Annotated in this window: 17 protein-coding genes; 14 read left to right on the forward strand and 3 right to left on the reverse strand. The window is 60.1% G+C overall.

Features of this window, described 5'->3' with window-relative positions; all coding sequences use genetic code 11:
• Positions 1-34 precede the first annotated feature (34 nt).
• Complete coding sequence (locus tag RS75_RS02310) at positions 35-655, reverse strand: LOG family protein (protein ID WP_084686347.1); 621 nt, start codon at positions 653-655, stop codon at positions 35-37.
• Positions 656-811: 156 nt separating this feature from the next.
• On the opposite strand from RS75_RS02310, the gene RS75_RS02315 reads away from it, so the two are divergent.
• The 6 genes from RS75_RS02315 (at position 812) to RS75_RS02335 (ending at position 8684) form a co-directional block, all read left to right on the forward strand.
• The gene (locus RS75_RS02315) at positions 812-2815 is read left to right on the forward strand and encodes a LysM peptidoglycan-binding domain-containing protein (protein WP_045016971.1); all 2004 of its coding nucleotides are present in this window, start codon (positions 812-814) and stop codon (positions 2813-2815) included.
• Positions 2816-2926: 111 nt separating this feature from the next.
• Complete coding sequence (locus RS75_RS02320) at positions 2927-4813, forward strand: ABCB family ABC transporter ATP-binding protein/permease (protein ID WP_045016973.1); 1887 nt, start codon at positions 2927-2929, stop codon at positions 4811-4813.
• Between the two features lie 108 nt (positions 4814-4921).
• Positions 4922-5677, forward strand: a complete 756-nt coding sequence (locus RS75_RS02325; RefSeq protein ID WP_267884602.1) for a phosphatidylserine decarboxylase — start codon at positions 4922-4924, stop codon at positions 5675-5677.
• Positions 5678-5707: 30 nt separating this feature from the next.
• On the forward strand, positions 5708-6577 hold the full coding sequence (gene pssA / locus RS75_RS02330; protein WP_045016977.1) for a CDP-diacylglycerol--serine O-phosphatidyltransferase: 870 nt from the start codon (positions 5708-5710) through the stop codon (positions 6575-6577).
• Positions 6578-6749: 172 nt separating this feature from the next.
• Positions 6750-6881 carry a hypothetical protein gene (locus RS75_RS27285; RefSeq protein ID WP_003496883.1) on the forward strand — a complete coding sequence of 44 codons (132 nt, stop codon included), beginning with the start codon at positions 6750-6752 and terminating at the stop codon, positions 6879-6881.
• 510 nt (positions 6882-7391) lie between these two features.
• On the forward strand, positions 7392-8684 hold the full coding sequence (locus RS75_RS02335) for a GGDEF domain-containing response regulator (protein ID WP_045016979.1): 1293 nt from the start codon (positions 7392-7394) through the stop codon (positions 8682-8684).
• 33 nt (positions 8685-8717) lie between these two features.
• On the opposite strand, the gene RS75_RS02340 is transcribed toward RS75_RS02335, so the two are convergent.
• Together RS75_RS02340 and RS75_RS02345 are read right to left on the reverse strand one after the other, a co-directional pair.
• Positions 8718-9479, reverse strand: a complete 762-nt coding sequence (locus RS75_RS02340; protein ID WP_045016981.1) for an SOS response-associated peptidase — start codon at positions 9477-9479, stop codon at positions 8718-8720.
• A gap of 25 nt (positions 9480-9504) precedes the next feature.
• Entirely contained in the window at positions 9505-9828 is a 324-nt protein-coding gene (locus RS75_RS02345) for a YnfA family protein (RefSeq protein WP_045016983.1), read from the reverse strand.
• A 106-nt stretch (positions 9829-9934) separates the two neighbouring features.
• Here RS75_RS02345 and RS75_RS02350 point away from each other — a divergent pair, with 106 nt between their 5' ends.
• From RS75_RS02350 to RS75_RS02390, 8 genes are all read left to right on the forward strand, one after another.
• Entirely contained in the window at positions 9935-10351 is a 417-nt protein-coding gene (locus RS75_RS02350) for an NUDIX hydrolase (RefSeq protein ID WP_045016985.1), read from the forward strand.
• 83 nt (positions 10352-10434) lie between these two features.
• Entirely contained in the window at positions 10435-10875 is a 441-nt protein-coding gene (locus RS75_RS02355) for a TIGR02301 family protein (protein WP_045016988.1), read from the forward strand.
• Between the two features lie 105 nt (positions 10876-10980).
• Positions 10981-11238: a hypothetical protein gene (locus RS75_RS02360; RefSeq protein ID WP_003496894.1), complete on the forward strand. Its 258-nt coding sequence runs from the start codon at positions 10981-10983 to the stop codon at positions 11236-11238.
• A 14-nt stretch (positions 11239-11252) separates the two neighbouring features.
• Positions 11253-12020: a hypothetical protein gene (locus tag RS75_RS02365; RefSeq protein WP_045016990.1), complete on the forward strand. Its 768-nt coding sequence runs from the start codon at positions 11253-11255 to the stop codon at positions 12018-12020.
• A 435-nt stretch (positions 12021-12455) separates the two neighbouring features.
• On the forward strand, positions 12456-13301 hold the full coding sequence (gene ygfZ, locus RS75_RS02375; protein ID WP_045016994.1) for a CAF17-like 4Fe-4S cluster assembly/insertion protein YgfZ: 846 nt from the start codon (positions 12456-12458) through the stop codon (positions 13299-13301).
• Between the two features lie 2 nt (positions 13302-13303).
• Entirely contained in the window at positions 13304-13927 is a 624-nt protein-coding gene (locus tag RS75_RS02380) for a YfbR-like 5'-deoxynucleotidase (protein WP_045016997.1), read from the forward strand.
• Complete coding sequence (locus RS75_RS02385) at positions 13924-14442, forward strand: tyrosine phosphatase family protein (protein WP_045016999.1); 519 nt, start codon at positions 13924-13926, stop codon at positions 14440-14442. The genes RS75_RS02380 and RS75_RS02385 overlap by 4 nt, the downstream gene beginning before the upstream one ends.
• 77 nt (positions 14443-14519) lie before the next feature.
• Positions 14520-15341 (forward strand): mechanosensitive ion channel family protein, encoded by an 822-nt coding sequence (locus RS75_RS02390; RefSeq protein ID WP_045017001.1) that lies wholly within the window; start codon positions 14520-14522, stop codon positions 15339-15341.
• Positions 15342-15343: the final 2 nt, after the last annotated feature.

A 15343-nucleotide genomic window follows, 5' to 3' on the forward strand; every position in this document is an offset into this window, starting at 1 on the left:
ACCGCATGGCGGCTCGTTAACATTTATCCGAGGCCTAGAGACGGGAGATCACCGAAGGATCGCCTTCCGGGTTCTGTTGCGCAAGCGCCCGGTCGATGATGGTGGGCACGATGTCCTTGACCTCGTCGATGACCAGCGGGTTGAGAAGATGGGCGCGATGGATAAAACCCTGATCGCGCATATGCTGCACGAGTTCCAGCATCGGGTTCCAGAAGCCGTTGATATTGGCAAAAACAATCGGCTTGGCGTGACGGCCGAGCTGGGCCCAGGTCATGATCTCGACGATCTCTTCCAGCGTACCGACGCCGCCCGGCAGCGTCACGAAGGCATCTGAGCGCTCAAACATCATATGTTTGCGCTCGTGCATGTCCTTGGTGACGACAAGCTCGTTCAATTGTCCGAGAGAATGGCGCGTCGCCTCCATATCGACCAGAAATTCCGGTATGATGCCGGTTACTTCGCCGCCGTTGGACAGAACGCCGCTGGCAACCGCGCCCATGATGCCCTTGGTGCCGCCGCCGTAAACGAGGCGAATGCCGTTTTCGGCAATGGATTTCCCAAGCGCGCGGCCTGCTTCCATGTGGGCGGGATCACGTCCGGGCTGGGAGCCGCAATAAACGCAGATGGATCGAATCGCTGTATTTTTGTCCGTCATCAAGTGAAGGAACTATGCTGGATGCGGCACGTCAAGAAAATTTGGGAAATCCCTTGCAAATATGGCCTTTTACGGCCACGCCGCTTGTCTGGGGCAAGGTAAGACGCTAGCAATCTCAACTCGTGTAAAAAGCTTACAATACCCGGAGATTCCAGGATGAAAAACAATAAAGCCGGTTTGCTGGCGCTGATCGTGCTGGGCGTTGCGTCCCTGCTCATGATCTTTTTCGTCCTGCCGAGGATCTCCAATGACGGCAAACCGATCGGCGACGCCATCAACGAGGCGGGCAACGCGGTGAAGAACAGCGTTGAAATGGGCGGCGACAAGGCGGGCGACATTCTGTCCGACGCCGCGGAGGAAACCGCCAATATCGCCGACAAGGTGGGACGCTTGGCAGCCTCCGCCACCCAGTCGATCAAGGATCTGACCACGCTTTTCGCCGATAGCAAGGTTCCCTCCGACGCCGATTTCGCGACGGCACGCAAAAATGTCGAGGCATCGCTCAAGGAACTCACCAATATCGAAATTCCCGAGACGCTGGACGAAACGACATCGCGGCTCATCACCACAGCGCGCACAGCGGCCGAACGCACCACCGTCTTCCTGCGCGGACTGCCCGAAAATGCGGCCGCTGCCGCCGCACAGGTTCGCCGTCTCGCGGGCGTCTTCACCGGCACTGACGATGGTGCGCCCGTACCGGCAAAGCCCGCCGCAGCACCGACCGATGCTGCGCAGACCTCTTCCGGTGCGCCAACCTTCGACGTGCTGCGCGTCGAACCGGATGGCTCGGCCGTGATTGCAGGCAAGGCACAGCCCGGCTCCAAGCTGGAAATTCTCAGCAACGGCAAGGTGGTCGCCCAGACGACAATCGACGGTTCGGGCGATTTCGCTGCCGTTTTCGACAATCCCCTGCCGCCCGGCGACCATGAGCTGGTGCTGCGCTCGACCGACACCAGCGGCAAGGCGACGCAATCCGAAGAAGTGGCGACCGTGTCCGTGCCTGATGGCAAGGCGGGCGAACTTCTGGCCATGGTTTCCAAGCCCGGCAAAGCGAGCCGCGTGCTCGCCATGCCGGAGGCTGCACCCTCCGCGCTCCAACCCCCGCAACAGCCTGCAACGACAACGGCCAACAACACGACCGCGCCCGCCGCCGGCACGACGGCTCCGTCCGCAGCCGGTGTGGCCCCCGCTGCCCCGTTGACCGCAACCGTTCAGGTCACCGCCGTCGAATTCGAAGGATCGAAGATTTTCGTCGCGGGTTCCGCACCCGCCGCTTCGACGGTGCGGGCGCTGGTCGACGACAAGGAAATCGGCAAAAGCACCACGGAAGCCTCCGGCCATTTCGTCATTGAGGGCAATGTCGAACTTTCCGTCGGCAGCCATATCATCACTGTCGAGGAACTGAGTGCCGACGGCACGGTGAAGCTGCGCGTGCGCGTTCCTTTCGAGCGTCCGCAGACCGATCAGGCAACCGTCGCCATGCAGGCCCCGGCCACCGCCTCGCCTTCTGCCGCAACGACCGCCGCGCCCGCTGAGAACCAGAGCACGGCAAGCGACCGCGCCGCTTTCGAAAAACTGCGCACGGATGTCGCCAAGGCCTTCGGTATTCTTTCCAATCTCTACAAGGATCAGGCGACACCTGCGCTCGATCAGGCCATTGCCGGCCGCTCCGCCGTGGTGATCGGCCTCAAGTCGCTCTCCGAGTTCCGCACCGCCGCAGGTACCGAGCCGTCCTTCACCGCCTTTGCAGGCGACATCACCGCCAAGGCGCGTCAGCTGCTGACATCGGTAGAGGCATGGCCGAACGACGTGGCGGGGATTGGCAAGGGCATCGCGACGCTCGCAAGCCGTCTTGCCGAACTCCATATCATCGCACCGCCCGCACCTGCACCGCAGGCGCCCGCCGGTCCGCAGACATTCGAGCAGCCGCCGCTTGCCGAGAGCCAGAACAGCGTCATCATCCGCCGCGGCGATACGCTGTGGCAGATTTCCCGGCGCGTTTACGGACAGGGCGTGCGTTACACGACGATCTACCTCGCCAACGAGGATCAGATCAAAAACCCTGATCTGATCGAGCCCGGCCAGATTTTCGGCGTGCCGGAAAAGGCCCTGCCGAATTCGGAAGAACTTCACCGCAAGCGTCTGAAGAGCGGTTCCTGATCGCGTGAAGACGTTGCGGTGAACCCGCGACAATCCTATCTGTGACAAGCACGGCGGCTTTATCAAAGCCGCCGCCCTGCTGTCGGCTTCCGGCAGTGACCGGAGCGAATGATGGCCACGAAGAAAAAAACCATTTCGGCGGATTCCAGCAATCCCACACAGACCCTGATCAATCTCTGGCCCTATATGTGGCCGGAAGGCCGGCTTGACCTGAAGATGCGGGTGATCTGGGCGACAGTGTTCCTTGTTGTCGCCAAGCTGGTGCTGATCCTCGTTCCCTATTTCTTCAAATGGGCGACGGATGCGCTGAATGGCAAAATGGACATGGCCGGGCTGGTTCCGGCCTTCCTGCTCGGCGCAGTCGCGCTTGTCATCGCCTATAATCTGACGCGGCTGATACAGGTCGGGCTCAACCAGCTGCGCGATTCGCTTTTCGCCAGCGTCGGCCAGCATGCCGTGCGCCAGCTCGCCTACCGGACCTTCGTGCACATGCACCGGCTTTCCCTGCGCTTCCATCTGGAGCGCAAGACCGGCGGGCTTTCGCGGGTTATCGAACGCGGCACCAAGGGCATCGAAACCATCGTCCGCTTCACCATCCTCAACACTGCGCCGACCTTCATCGAATTCCTGCTGACGGCGATTATCTTCTGGGCGTCCTACGGCTTTTCCTATGTGCTGGTCACTGTTGTCACCGTCTGGGCCTATATCTGGTTCACCGTCCGGGCCAGCAACTGGCGTATCGGCATTCGCCGCGCCATGAACGACAGCGACACCGACGCCAATACCAAGGCGATCGACTCGCTGCTGAATTTCGAGACCGTCAAATATTTCGGCAACGAGGAGATGGAGGCGCAGCGCTTCGACGTCGCCATGGAGCGTTACGAAAAATCGGCGATCTCGATCTGGACGTCGCTCGGCTGGCTGAACTTCGGTCAGGGCGTGATCTTCGGCATCGGTTCCACTGTCATGATGGTGATGTCGGCGCTGGCCGTGCAGCGCGGCGAACAGACCATCGGCGACTTCGTGTTCGTCAATGCGCTTTTGCTGCAACTTTCGGTGCCGCTGAACTTCATCGGTTTCGTCTACCGCGAAATCCGCCAGGGACTGACCGATATCGAACAGATGTTCGAGCTTCTCGAGGTCGAAGCCGAGGTCACCGACAAAGCGGACGCGAAACCTCTTGCAGCCGGGCCGGGCGCCATCTCCTTCCGCGACGTGCATTTCGCCTACGATCCCGAACGGCCGATTTTGAAGGGCGTTTCCTTCGACGTGCCGGCGGGCAAGACGGTGGCGATCGTCGGGCCTTCGGGTGCGGGGAAATCCACCATCTCGCGGCTGCTCTATCGTTTCTACGATATTCAGGAAGGTTCCGTCACCATAGACGGACAGGACATACGCGACGTAACGCAAAAGAGCCTGCGCTCGGTGATCGGCATGGTCCCGCAGGATACGGTGCTGTTCAACGACACGCTCGCCTACAACATCCGTTACGGCCGCCCTTCGGCGACGACCGAGGAGGTCACGGCGGCGGCGGATGCTGCGCAGATCAGCGCCTTCATCGGCAAACTGCCGGAGGGCTACGCGACCATGGTCGGCGAACGGGGTCTGAAACTTTCCGGCGGCGAAAAGCAGCGCGTGGCAATCGCCAGAACCATTCTGAAGGCGCCGCCGATCCTCATTCTCGACGAAGCGACCTCGGCACTCGACACCCATACCGAACAGGAAATCCAGAGCGCGCTCGATATCGTTTCGAAAAACCGCACGACGCTGGTCATCGCCCACCGCCTTTCCACCGTGATCAGCGCCGATGAAATCATCGTGTTGAAGGAAGGTCTGATCGCCGAGCGCGGAACGCACGGCTCGCTGATGGCGCAAAACGGTCTCTATGCCTCGATGTGGAGCCGCCAGCGCGAGGCAATCAGGGCAGAGGAAATGTTGCGCCATGTTCGTGAAACCGACGATCTCGGTGTGGTGGACCGCGGCGAACCCGCGCATTGACGGGCATAAACCTTAGGGAACAGGGGCTGCACACCAACCGGACCATTGCCGGGCGGGAAGTTTGGCTGTAACCAGCTAGGCGAACTTTGTCGCATGCCCGTATGGATCATGTCGTATCACGACAATATACAGACGCGGCAGGCGAAAACCGGAGCAAGGAAACTTATGAATCTGTTCGACACCATTCGCAACACCATCGTACCGATCCACAAGGAAGGTTACGTCTTCGTAGCCGCCTTCTTCGTCGCATCGCTGGTGCTCGGCTGGATATCCGAACCGCTTTTCTGGGTCGGTCTCGTTTTGACCGCCTGGTGCGCCTACTTCTTCCGCGATCCCGAACGCGTGACGCCGCAGGATGACGATCTGATCATCAGCCCTGCCGATGGCAAGGTTTCCGCCGTCCAGACCGTCGTTCCGCCGCTGGAGCTGGAACTCGGCAAGGAGCCGATGGTGCGCATCTCGGTGTTCATGAACGTGTTCAACTGCCATGTGAACCGTGCACCGGTGCGCGGCCGCATCGTCAATGTCGCCTACCGCCCCGGCCTCTTCCTCAATGCGGAAGTGGACAAGGCCTCCGAAGACAACGAGCGCAACGGCCTCGTGATCGAGACCGCGCATGGCAAGGTCGGCGTGGTGCAGATCGCCGGCATGGTCGCCCGCCGTATCGTCTGCTGGGTCAAGCCGAATGAACCGGTTGATGCCGGCGAGCGTTTCGGTCTTATCCGGTTCGGCTCGCGCCTCGATATCTTCCTGCCGGAAGGTTTTCAGCCGCGCGTTTCGGTGGGTCAGACGGCGATTGCCGGTGAAACCGTGCTTGCCGAGTTCGGCTCCGCCAAGGGTCCGGTCGTCAGCCGCCGCGGCTGACGGAAAACGGAAACAGGAAGGGCATGAGCCATGGAAACGCCGATTTCGGAGCCGCAACAGAACGGAAAGACTGAGGGCCGCAACGATAGCGGCCGTGGGCCACGCCTGAGGGAAATCCCCTTTCGCCTCGTGATTCCCAATCTCATCACCGTTCTGGCCATCTGCGCGGGCCTCAGCGGCGTGCGCCTTGCCATCGAGGGCCGATTCGAACTGGCCGTCGGCATGGTGCTGCTCGCCGCCTTCCTCGACGGTATCGACGGGCGCATCGCCCGCATGATGAAGGCGACTTCCAAATTCGGCGAACAGATGGATAGTCTGGCCGATATCGTCAATTTCGGTGTCGCCCCTGCCCTCGTCGTCTATATCTATCTGCTCGATCAGGTCCGTTCGATCGGCTGGATCGCCGCCCTCATCTACGTCATCGCCGCCGGCCTGCGCCTGGCGCGCTTCAACGTCATGATCGAGCGGCCGGTGAAAGCGCCGTGGCAGAACGAATTTTTCGTCGGCGTTCCGGCCCCGATGGGCGCCATGCTGGTGCTCCTGCCCGTCTATCTCGGCTTCCTCGGTGTGGAACCGGGCAAACCCTTCGCTTACGTCGCCGCCGCCTATACCGTGCTGATCGGCTATCTTCTCATCAGCCGCCTGCCGGTCTGGTCGGGAAAATCCGGCACCAGCCGCATCCGCCGCGATCTGGTGTTGCCGATGATCCTCGTTGTCGTGCTTTACGTGGCGATGCTGATGAGCTTCACCTGGGAAGTGCTGGTCCTGACCGTTGCCGCCTATCTCCTCTTCATTCCCCTCAGCGCCCGCCTGTGGCACCGCCGTTATGGCACGCTGACAATCGATGAAGATGCGCATGGCGACGCGGATGGCGGCGATGGCCTTGATCGCGGTATTTAAAACCTGAGGCTTTATTTTTCTCTTCCGGGCCGAAGTGGGATGTGGCGCGAAATGTCGCAGTCTCAAAAAAACGGTTTCGTTTTTTTCGCCTCGAATCCGTCAAGATTTCCCTCGAAAGAAGTCGCTCACACGCTTCGCACAGGCGATTGGCGTGAATTGTGGAGAGAGAAAAATGACGAACGAGACGAAGGCGCAGCCGCAGGCCAAGCCTGACCTCAACAGCCACTACCGCCCGCTCGGACTGAAGGCCGTTGCGGCCGCAGCCCTGATGCTGAAGCGCAAGCCTGCCGCCAAAACCGCCTGAATGCATTCACTCCTTCCGGCCAGACCGGAAAGAGGAAAGCTCTGCAACACCTTGTTTTCGCACAATAGTGTCCCGAAGCCGCGACGGCTTCCTTCAGGAACAGCCTAAAAGTATTTCCGGCTTTTACTGTCGCCGGCGAAGTAGCTGCGGGCCTTTCCGTTCACGAACATCTTGCCGGAAGATTTTTTGGCGATCGCGCGGCGCCGTCACTGGCGCCGCAGCTTTTATGGGCCACAGCTTCAAAAGTCATACAAATGATACGACATTTTCATAAATCCCGCCGTTTTCCGTAACCAAGTTGCAACGAAACAGGTGTAGAACGCTCCACTTCTGCAGTTTAGCTGTACGGATAGTTTCGAATATACTACTGAACATCAAAGAGTTTTCTACTTTCACGATTCTTCCCGCAACAATGCGCAAGCCCGATTTTCGGATCCGTAGGCATACGGCGACGGAAAGTCTGACGTTTCGGGAAACCGTCGAAATGGGCCATTGGGGGCTTGGGACCGCATGCAGGACAAAATCCTTCTGATTGAAGATTCCGTTGCTCTTTCCATATTGCTGACGACGCGGCTCTCGGAGGAAACGCAAGCCGAGGTCGTCCATTGTGACAGCATGGCGCAGGCCGATGCCCTGTTGCGGGCCCATGATTTCACACTGGCGCTCACGGGGCTCAATCTGCCCGATGCGCCGAAGGGTGAAATTCTTACACTTCTTTCGGAACGCAAGGTGCCGGCGATCGTTTTCACCGCCACGGTGGATGACGAGGCGCGCAAGCGTTACGCCGAGAAGAAGATCATCGACTACATCGTCAAGGACGGTCATCGCACCGTCGATGCGGTGATCAAGACGGTCGACCGGATTTTGACCAACAGGCTGTTCTCCGTTCTCGTGGTCGATGATGCGCGCACGGCGCGTTCCGGCCTCGTGGAAATTCTGGAGCGGCAGAACTTCAGGGTCAGCGAAGCGCATTCGGGCAATCGGGCGCTGGAAATCCTGTCGCAGGACCCGTCGATCCAGCTTGTCATCACCGATTATCATATGCCCGACATGGACGGCTATGAGCTGACGCGCCGCATCTGCGACAGCCGCTCGTCGGAGGATCTGCGGGTCATCGGCATATCGTCCTCCACCGACCGGCTGCTTTCGGCGAGCTTCCTCAAGGCCGGGGCGTCGGATTTCGTCTATCGTCCTTTCGTGCCGGAAGAGTTGCAATGCCGCATCGACAACAATATCGAGACGCTGAAACAGCTCAAGCGACTGCGGGAACTGGCCGAACGCGACCATCTGACCGGGTTGCCGAACCGCCGCTCCTTCTTCGAGCGCACGCGGGCGCTGATGGAGGTCATCAACGACGATGCCGAGAGCGGCGCGGTCGCCATTCTCGACATCGACCATTTCAAGAAGATCAACGATACGCTGGGGCACGACGCCGGTGACAGGGCCCTGAAAAAGCTTGCCGAACTGTTGCAGGACATGTGTGCCGAGCAACGCCATATTCCCGCACGCCTCGGCGGCGAAGAATTCGCCGTGTTCCTGCGCGGGCTGGATGCGCATGCGGCCTATCAATTCTGCGAAAACCTGCGTGAGAAGGTGGAAAAGAACGGCCGTCAGCTGAGCGGCAGCAGCCTGGCGCTGACGATTTCGCTTGGCGTCGTGGAAATCGAAAAGGGCGAGCCCTTCGACAACCAGCTGAATGCCGCAGACCAGCTGCTCTATCTCGCCAAGGCGAATGGCCGCAATCGCGTCTATTCCGACGTCATGATCCAGGAAGGCCTGCTGAAAATGGGCCGAAACGGCTGATATCTTCCGCCCGAGATATGTCCGATCGGCCCGTCAGAACAACGACATCTGGCCATCATCTTTAGGCGACCTGATTTTCGCAAGCGGCGCGCTTTCCGGCACCGGCTCGATGAGATCAGCGCCGACATTGGCGACCTTGTTGACCTTATCGGACACAGGGATCATCTCGAAAAAATCATCCTGAGCCGGCCGCATCAGATCGGCCACTTCGCGCGGCTCCTGCGTCTTGCAATCCAGCCAGCGGCTGAAATCCTCGGGCGCGATCACCACCGGCATGCGGTCGTGAATGCGACCGATCGCGGCATTGGCGGCGGTAGTGAGGATCGCGCCGGTATCGACCTCGGATCCGTCAGCGGAGGACCAGGTTTCCATAAGACCGGCAAAAGCGACGATGCCACCGTTTTTCGGGCGAATGAAATAGGGCTGGGGCTTGCCGCCCTCCTCCTTGGGTGGACGCCGCCATTCGTAAAAGCCGGTTGCCGGCACCAGCACGCGGCGATGGCGCATGGCCGCCCGAAACGACGCCTTGCCGATGGCCGTTTCCGAGCGGGCATTGATGAGCAGCGGAAAATCCTTGGGGTCCTTGACCCAGCCGGGCATAAAACCCCAGCGCACCAGCATGGCCCGGCGATTGGGCAGGTTACTGCCACGCTCCTGCCGCTCACCTTCCAGCACGATCAGAATGGGCTGGGTGGGCGCGATGTTGAAACGGGCGGGAAAATCCTCAAGGCCGATCAGATCGAGATAATCGGCAATCTCTTCCGGTGTCGCTTTCAGGACGAAACGTCCGCACATTGTCTTCTCCCCGATGCCGTCGTTTTCAGGCGCGCGGGCCAAACAGAATAATGGCCGTGCCGGCAAGGCAGACGGCGCCGCCGGCGATATCCCATTTATCCGGCATCTGCCCTTCTACGCCCCAGAGCCAGAGAAGCGATGCGGCAATGTAAATCCCGCCATAGGCGGCATAGGCCCTGCCCGCCGACTCGGTCGGAACCAGCGTCAAAGCCCAGGCAAAAACCGCCAGAGCCAGCATGCCCGGCAGCAATATCCAGCCCGTCTTGCCGAGCTTCAGCCAGGCCCAGAAGGCAAAACAACCGGCGATTTCCGCGACAGCGGCCAATGCATAAATGAGATAGACCTTCATTCCACCGTCTTCTGCGTGCACAATCGATCCGATTCCCGAATATAACATTGGTATTCTGGGACCAATATAGACAGGCCCAAGACGGCTTAAACAAGCGAAACTATTGATGACCCTTCGTATCAAACCCCGCCCCGCCTCCTCCGCCATCGTCAGGAATGGAGACCGGCTGCTTCTCGTGCGCCGCATCAACCCGCCGTCGAAGGACATGTTCGCCTTTCCGGGCGGGCGCGGTGAGGAAGGCGAAACGCCAGCGGAGACCGCGCTTCGCGAATTACAGGAAGAAACCGGCATTATCGCCCGCAAACCGCAATTGTTCGCGACCTACGATTTGCCGTCGCATGACGCGGAAGGTGTGCTGACGAGCCACTATTTCCTCTCCGTCTTCACCGTGGAGACGGATACGGACCCGGCGGTGACGGCGGCTGACGACGCGGCGGATGCGGGCTGGTTCACGCTTTCCGAAATCAAGCGGTTGCCGGCGCCTGAAAGCGTCATCGAATGCGCCGAGCGTCTGCTTGCATGATTGCCAGCCGGCCAGAATCGCTATTATCTACGGTCTATCCGCCCGCCGGGTGTTCACGAGTATGTGTGGGGCTGAATAGAATTTTGATACGACCAACCATTTTCCTGTCTCTTTTCCTGATCATGCTGGCTCCTGCCGGGCAAGACGGCATTGCCTATGCGCAGCCTTCAAAGGCTGCTTCCAAAGAGGCCCGCCCGCCGGAAGCACAACCGCCCAAGCCAGCACCCTATGACGACAGGCTGGCAAGGCTTTCGGAGATATTGGGCGCGGTGCAATATCTGAGAACGCTGTGCCCCTCTTCAGGGCCAGAGGACTGGCGCAAATCGATGAGCGATCTTCTGGCTGCCGACACGGCCAACGAAGCTGAGAGGCGTCAGCGCATGACGGCTGCATTCAACCGTGGATATCGTTCCTTTGCGGCCATCCACACCAGTTGCACACGCGCCGCCGTCATGGCAGAAGAGAGCTACCGTAACGAAGGGGCAACACTTGCTCAGGAAATAGCTTCCAGGTTCGGAAATTAGCGGATTGTTAACCTCTTTTCGCCGCAGCCCGTGCCGTTTTGATAAAAGGCTGCTAGTGTTGTTAACAGGGTGGTAAGGACTTGCCCGCCCTGTCGAGGATGAAAAATGCAGACGAGCCGTAACGAAATCGACGACATGATCGTGCATGAAAAGATGCAGGTCGCTCTGGAACACCAGAACGAGGCATGGGCTGACGGCATGGCCGACGGCATCGAGCCTGAGATCATCGCCGATGCCGCAATCGCTCTGGCCATGCGCGAAACCATCCGTATGCACGGTGAAGCCGGCGCTGAAGCAATGCTGGAATCGCTGCGCCAGCGCATGCTGGAAGGCGAATTTTCTCCGCAGCGGGTGATACAGTAAAGTCGGGGTCTATCATGTCTTGCCTGAGCAAGGGGCTTTTGCGCTCTTCCGCCATGCTGTCCATTCTGCTTGCCCTGACCGCCGGGTCCGTTGGCTTGCCCAACCGTGCCTTTGCGCTTTCCGAGCTGAAACCGGCACAAAATACCGAAAGCGAACCGCAAGCCCAAAATGGCGAGCAACCGCAACGGCCCCAGCCGCCGGAGCCTGACGAGATCGAAGGTGATTCGGACGGCATTCCCCTGCCCGACCCTCTGGTCGACCGTTCCGCCGGTCAATCGACCCAGCAGCCCGCCAAGCCGGACAATACGCCTGAAATGTCGGTCGTTATCGAGCATGACTTTTCCAAGGCGCCGGAAGCCGTGCGCAAGCTTCGCCAACAGATCATTGACGCTGCCGCATCTGGCGATATCGAGAAACTGCGGCCGTTCATCGCCGCCAGCGACAAGCAGTTCCGTATCGACGGCACTGACAGCGACGACCCGATTGCGGCGCTGAAAAGCTATTCCGGCGATCCCGACGGTCTTGAAGTGCTGGCGATCATCATCGACCTGCTTTCGACGGGTTATGCCCATATTGACGCCGGCACGCCCGATGAAGCCTATGTCTTCCCCTATTTCGCCGGAAAGCCGCTCAATACGCTGACTGCGCCAGAGAAGGTGGAGCTCTTGCGCATCATCACGGCGGGCGATCTGGCCGACATGCAGGAATTCGGCAATTACAGCTTTTACCGCATCGGCATTTCGCCTGACGGCAAGTGGAAGTTCTTCACCGCCGGCGATTGATCGCATCGTGGTGCTTGCCGTTCTTTTGCAAAAATCCTAACTGTGCGGAATGAGCATTTGGCAAAAGCGCGGTCGCGCTGTTGCCATGATGTGCGAAACAATCGAGGGAGCATTTCTACGATTCGGTTTCAAAGTGAACGATACGAGGATTAAGATTGGTGCGGCAGGTTTGAAACTTGCTGTGGTTCGTAACGCTCCCTACTCCCGTCATCCCGGTCTTGAGCCGGGATCCAGCCAGCCCAAGTCCTTGGGCTGAAAAGGGTTTTCCCGCCGCGCCGACGCGCGTCGACGGGATTCCTGCTCAGGGCCGGAACGACGGAAGAAGAAAGCCCCAACGACGGCAAGCATCAAGCCTGCCTCATCAATCCCGGCCCGTGCGTCGTATGCTGTGAACGGTTTCGGCCAAATGCCCTCAATGAACCGAATGGTGACGCCATGCCTTCCGCCTTTCTTGCCGACCGCCGCCTGATCAGAGTTTCCGGTACGGGTGCCGAAGAATTTCTGAACAATCTGATCACGGCCGATGTTGAAAACCTGCCGGAAGGCGAAGCGCGCGCCTCAGCACTTCTGACGCCGCAGGGCAAGATCCTGTTCGATTTTCTGATCGCTCGCGACGGGCCGGCTTATGTGATCGAGACCGGCGCTACCGAACAGGATGCGCTGCTACGTCGCCTGACCATGTACAGACTGCGCGCACCCGTCGATCTCAAGCTAGAGCCTGTCGAAGGCGTCAGCGTTTTCTGGAATGAGGGCGCGCCAGAGGCTGGCGTGAAGGATGGCCGTTTCGCCATGGCCGGCATCGATCTGTTCCGTGTGCCTGATGCTTCGGCCTCAGGCGACGTGGCGGCCTACGACGCCTTGCGCATCGAACACGGCATTGCCGACTCCGGTCGGGATTATGCGTTGCAGGACGCCTTCCCCCACGATGTGCTGATGGATGTGAATGACGGCATCTCCTTCAAAAAAGGCTGCTTCGTTGGCCAGGAAGTCGTCTCGCGCATGAAGCATCGCGGCACCGCAAGACGGCGCATCGTCACCGTTTCGGCTGAAAGCACGCTTCCCACTACGGGAACAGACATCACCGCCAATGGCAAACCGGTCGGCACGCTGGGAACCGTTTACGGCAACAAAGCGCTTGCCATCGTGCGGATCGACCGTGTTGCCGACGCGCTCGCATCCGCTACACCGCTGCTTGTGGAAAATATCACCGTGACCGTAGCATTGCCGGCCTGGAGCGGCATTTCCTTCCCAACAGTCGATCCCGCACAGGCGGAGGAATAAGCGTGGCGCCCGCAAAAAGCCCGCGCGCCTGGCAGCGCATGCTTTCCGGACGGCGGCTCGATCTGCTCGACCCCTCGCCGCTCGACGTTGAAATCGCCGATATCGCCCATGGTCTTGCCCGCGTTGCCCGCTGGAACGGCCAGACGCGCGGCGATCACGCCTTTTCCGTCGCCCAGCATTGCCTCATCGTCGAAACCATCTTTTGCCGTATGTGCACGAATGCGACGCCCGACGACATGCAGATGGCGCTTTTGCACGACGCGCCCGAATATGTCATCGGCGACATGATCTCGCCGTTCAAATCCGTGGTCGGCGGCGGTTATAAAACCGTGGAGAAACGGCTGGAAGCCGCCGTGCATCTGCGCTTCGGCCTGCCGCCGCATGCCTCGCGGGAATTGAAGGACCGCATCAAGAAGGCGGATACGGTTGCCGCCTTTTTCGAGGCGACGGAGCTTGCCGGCTTTTCCATCACCGAAGCGCAAAAATTCTTCGGCCTGCCGCGTGGCATCACCCGCGACATGTTCGACATCATCCCGCTTCCCTCGACCGAGGCGCAGAGGTTGTTCATCGAACGTTTCGAAGCGATCGAGGCGATGCGTGCCGTAAAAATCGGGGACGTGAAATGACTGCCATCGTCGTATCGCCACTGTCGCGGATCGCGGAAATGGCCGTGAAGCACAAGGCCCGCGAAATGGTGACGCTGATCGCCAGGGAGCAGACCTTTCACCGCCCGGCCGTGATTGCCGCTGATCGTCATCTGACGCTTGCCATGAACGACATCACCTTCAAGGGCACAGGCGATCTCATCGCTCCTGATGATGCGCATGTGCTGCGGCTGATCGATTTCGCCCGCGAATGGGATCAATCCGCGCCGCTTCTCGTCCATTGCTGGATGGGCGTGTCGCGCTCGCCGGCCGCAGCCGTCATCGCGGCGCTTTGCCTCTATCCGGATCAGGACGACATGGCGCTTGCGCTCAGCCTGCGCGCCGCCTCGCCCTATGCCACGCCGAATACGCGCATCATCGCCATCGGCGACCGGCTGCTTGGCCGCGATGGCAGACTGGTGGCAGCAATCAAGGCAATCGGCCGGGGTGCGGATACGGATGGCAATGTGCCCTTCGTGCTGCCGCTCGGCAACTGACGTCTCCGCCTGGCGGAACCCCGGCGGCGTCCGTTCGTTACCCAACCTGAACAGCAATAAGAATCACGGGACAATTCATGGAACAACAGGCAACGGATATCATCGTCGCATCACAGGCTGCGGTGAGACAGGCGAGCGCGCTTGCGGTGCAATATTCCTTCTCGATCGTCGGCGCGCTTCTGCTCCTGATCATCGGCTGGCTGGCCGCGACTTTCCTGCAACGCTGGGCTTTTCAGGGCCTGTCGCGCATTCGCGGCTTCGATGCGACGCTCGCCGGTTTCTTCGCGGGCGCCGTCCGTTATGTGGTGCTTATTCTGGTGCTGGTCATGGTGCTCGGCCAGTTCGGGGTGCAGACGGCCTCCATTCTTGCCGCACTTGGCGCCGCCGGTCTCGCCATCGGTCTGGCACTTCAGGGCACGCTGCAGAACATCGCCGCCGGCATCATGCTTCTGGTGCTGCGTCCCTTCCGGGTCGGTGAATATATCGAGACCAGCACGGTCACCGGGACGGTTATCGAAATAGGCCTGTTTGCGACCGAGCTGAAAACCAGCGACGGGCTTTACCGCCTCGCGCCCAATTCCACGCTGTGGAACGTGCCGATCACCAATTACAGCCGCTTCCCCTCACGCCGCCATGAATTGAGCCTGACCGTTGCCAACGACGAGGATCTGACGGCGGCGCAGGACATGCTGATGCGCGTGGTGCGCTCGGAAAGCAGGGTGCTGCTGGACCCCGCCCCCATCACCTTCGTCGATTCGGTCAGCGCCGACAGCGCCACCGTCAAATTGCGCTACTGGGCCCGCAGCGACAATTATTTCGCGACCACGCGTGACGTGACGAAGGCGATGAAGCTCGCTTTCGATGAGCGCAAGGCGGAATTAAACGCGCAGACCGCGTGAGC

Source organism: Rhizobium nepotum 39/7 (assembly GCF_000949865.1).
GTDB classification, from domain to species: domain Bacteria; phylum Pseudomonadota; class Alphaproteobacteria; order Rhizobiales; family Rhizobiaceae; genus Agrobacterium; species Agrobacterium nepotum.

Excerpts from the sequence above, each read along its gene's own strand:
- RS75_RS02365 (WP_045016990.1), top strand. The coding sequence starts at position 11,253 with ATGTCTTGCCTGAGCAAGGGGCTTTTGCGCTCTTCCGCCATGCTGTCC.
- RS75_RS02345 (WP_045016983.1), bottom strand. The coding sequence starts at position 9,828 with ATGAAGGTCTATCTCATTTATGCATTGGCCGCTGTCGCGGAAATCGCC.
- pssA (WP_045016977.1), top strand. The coding sequence starts at position 5,708 with ATGGAAACGCCGATTTCGGAGCCGCAACAGAACGGAAAGACTGAGGGC.
- RS75_RS02385 (WP_045016999.1), top strand. The coding sequence starts at position 13,924 with ATGACTGCCATCGTCGTATCGCCACTGTCGCGGATCGCGGAAATGGCC.
- RS75_RS02340 (WP_045016981.1), bottom strand. The coding sequence starts at position 9,479 with ATGTGCGGACGTTTCGTCCTGAAAGCGACACCGGAAGAGATTGCCGAT.
- ygfZ (WP_045016994.1), top strand. The coding sequence starts at position 12,456 with ATGCCTTCCGCCTTTCTTGCCGACCGCCGCCTGATCAGAGTTTCCGGT.
- RS75_RS02335 (WP_045016979.1), top strand. The coding sequence starts at position 7,392 with ATGCAGGACAAAATCCTTCTGATTGAAGATTCCGTTGCTCTTTCCATA.
- RS75_RS02310 (WP_084686347.1), bottom strand. The coding sequence starts at position 655 with ATGACGGACAAAAATACAGCGATTCGATCCATCTGCGTTTATTGCGGC.
- RS75_RS27285 (WP_003496883.1), top strand. The coding sequence starts at position 6,750 with ATGACGAACGAGACGAAGGCGCAGCCGCAGGCCAAGCCTGACCTCAAC.
- RS75_RS02390 (WP_045017001.1), top strand. The coding sequence starts at position 14,520 with ATGGAACAACAGGCAACGGATATCATCGTCGCATCACAGGCTGCGGTG.
- RS75_RS02350 (WP_045016985.1), top strand. The coding sequence starts at position 9,935 with ATGACCCTTCGTATCAAACCCCGCCCCGCCTCCTCCGCCATCGTCAGG.
- RS75_RS02320 (WP_045016973.1), top strand. The coding sequence starts at position 2,927 with ATGGCCACGAAGAAAAAAACCATTTCGGCGGATTCCAGCAATCCCACA.
- RS75_RS02315 (WP_045016971.1), top strand. The coding sequence starts at position 812 with ATGAAAAACAATAAAGCCGGTTTGCTGGCGCTGATCGTGCTGGGCGTT.
- RS75_RS02325 (WP_267884602.1), top strand. The coding sequence starts at position 4,922 with ATGTCGTATCACGACAATATACAGACGCGGCAGGCGAAAACCGGAGCA.
- RS75_RS02360 (WP_003496894.1), top strand. The coding sequence starts at position 10,981 with ATGCAGACGAGCCGTAACGAAATCGACGACATGATCGTGCATGAAAAG.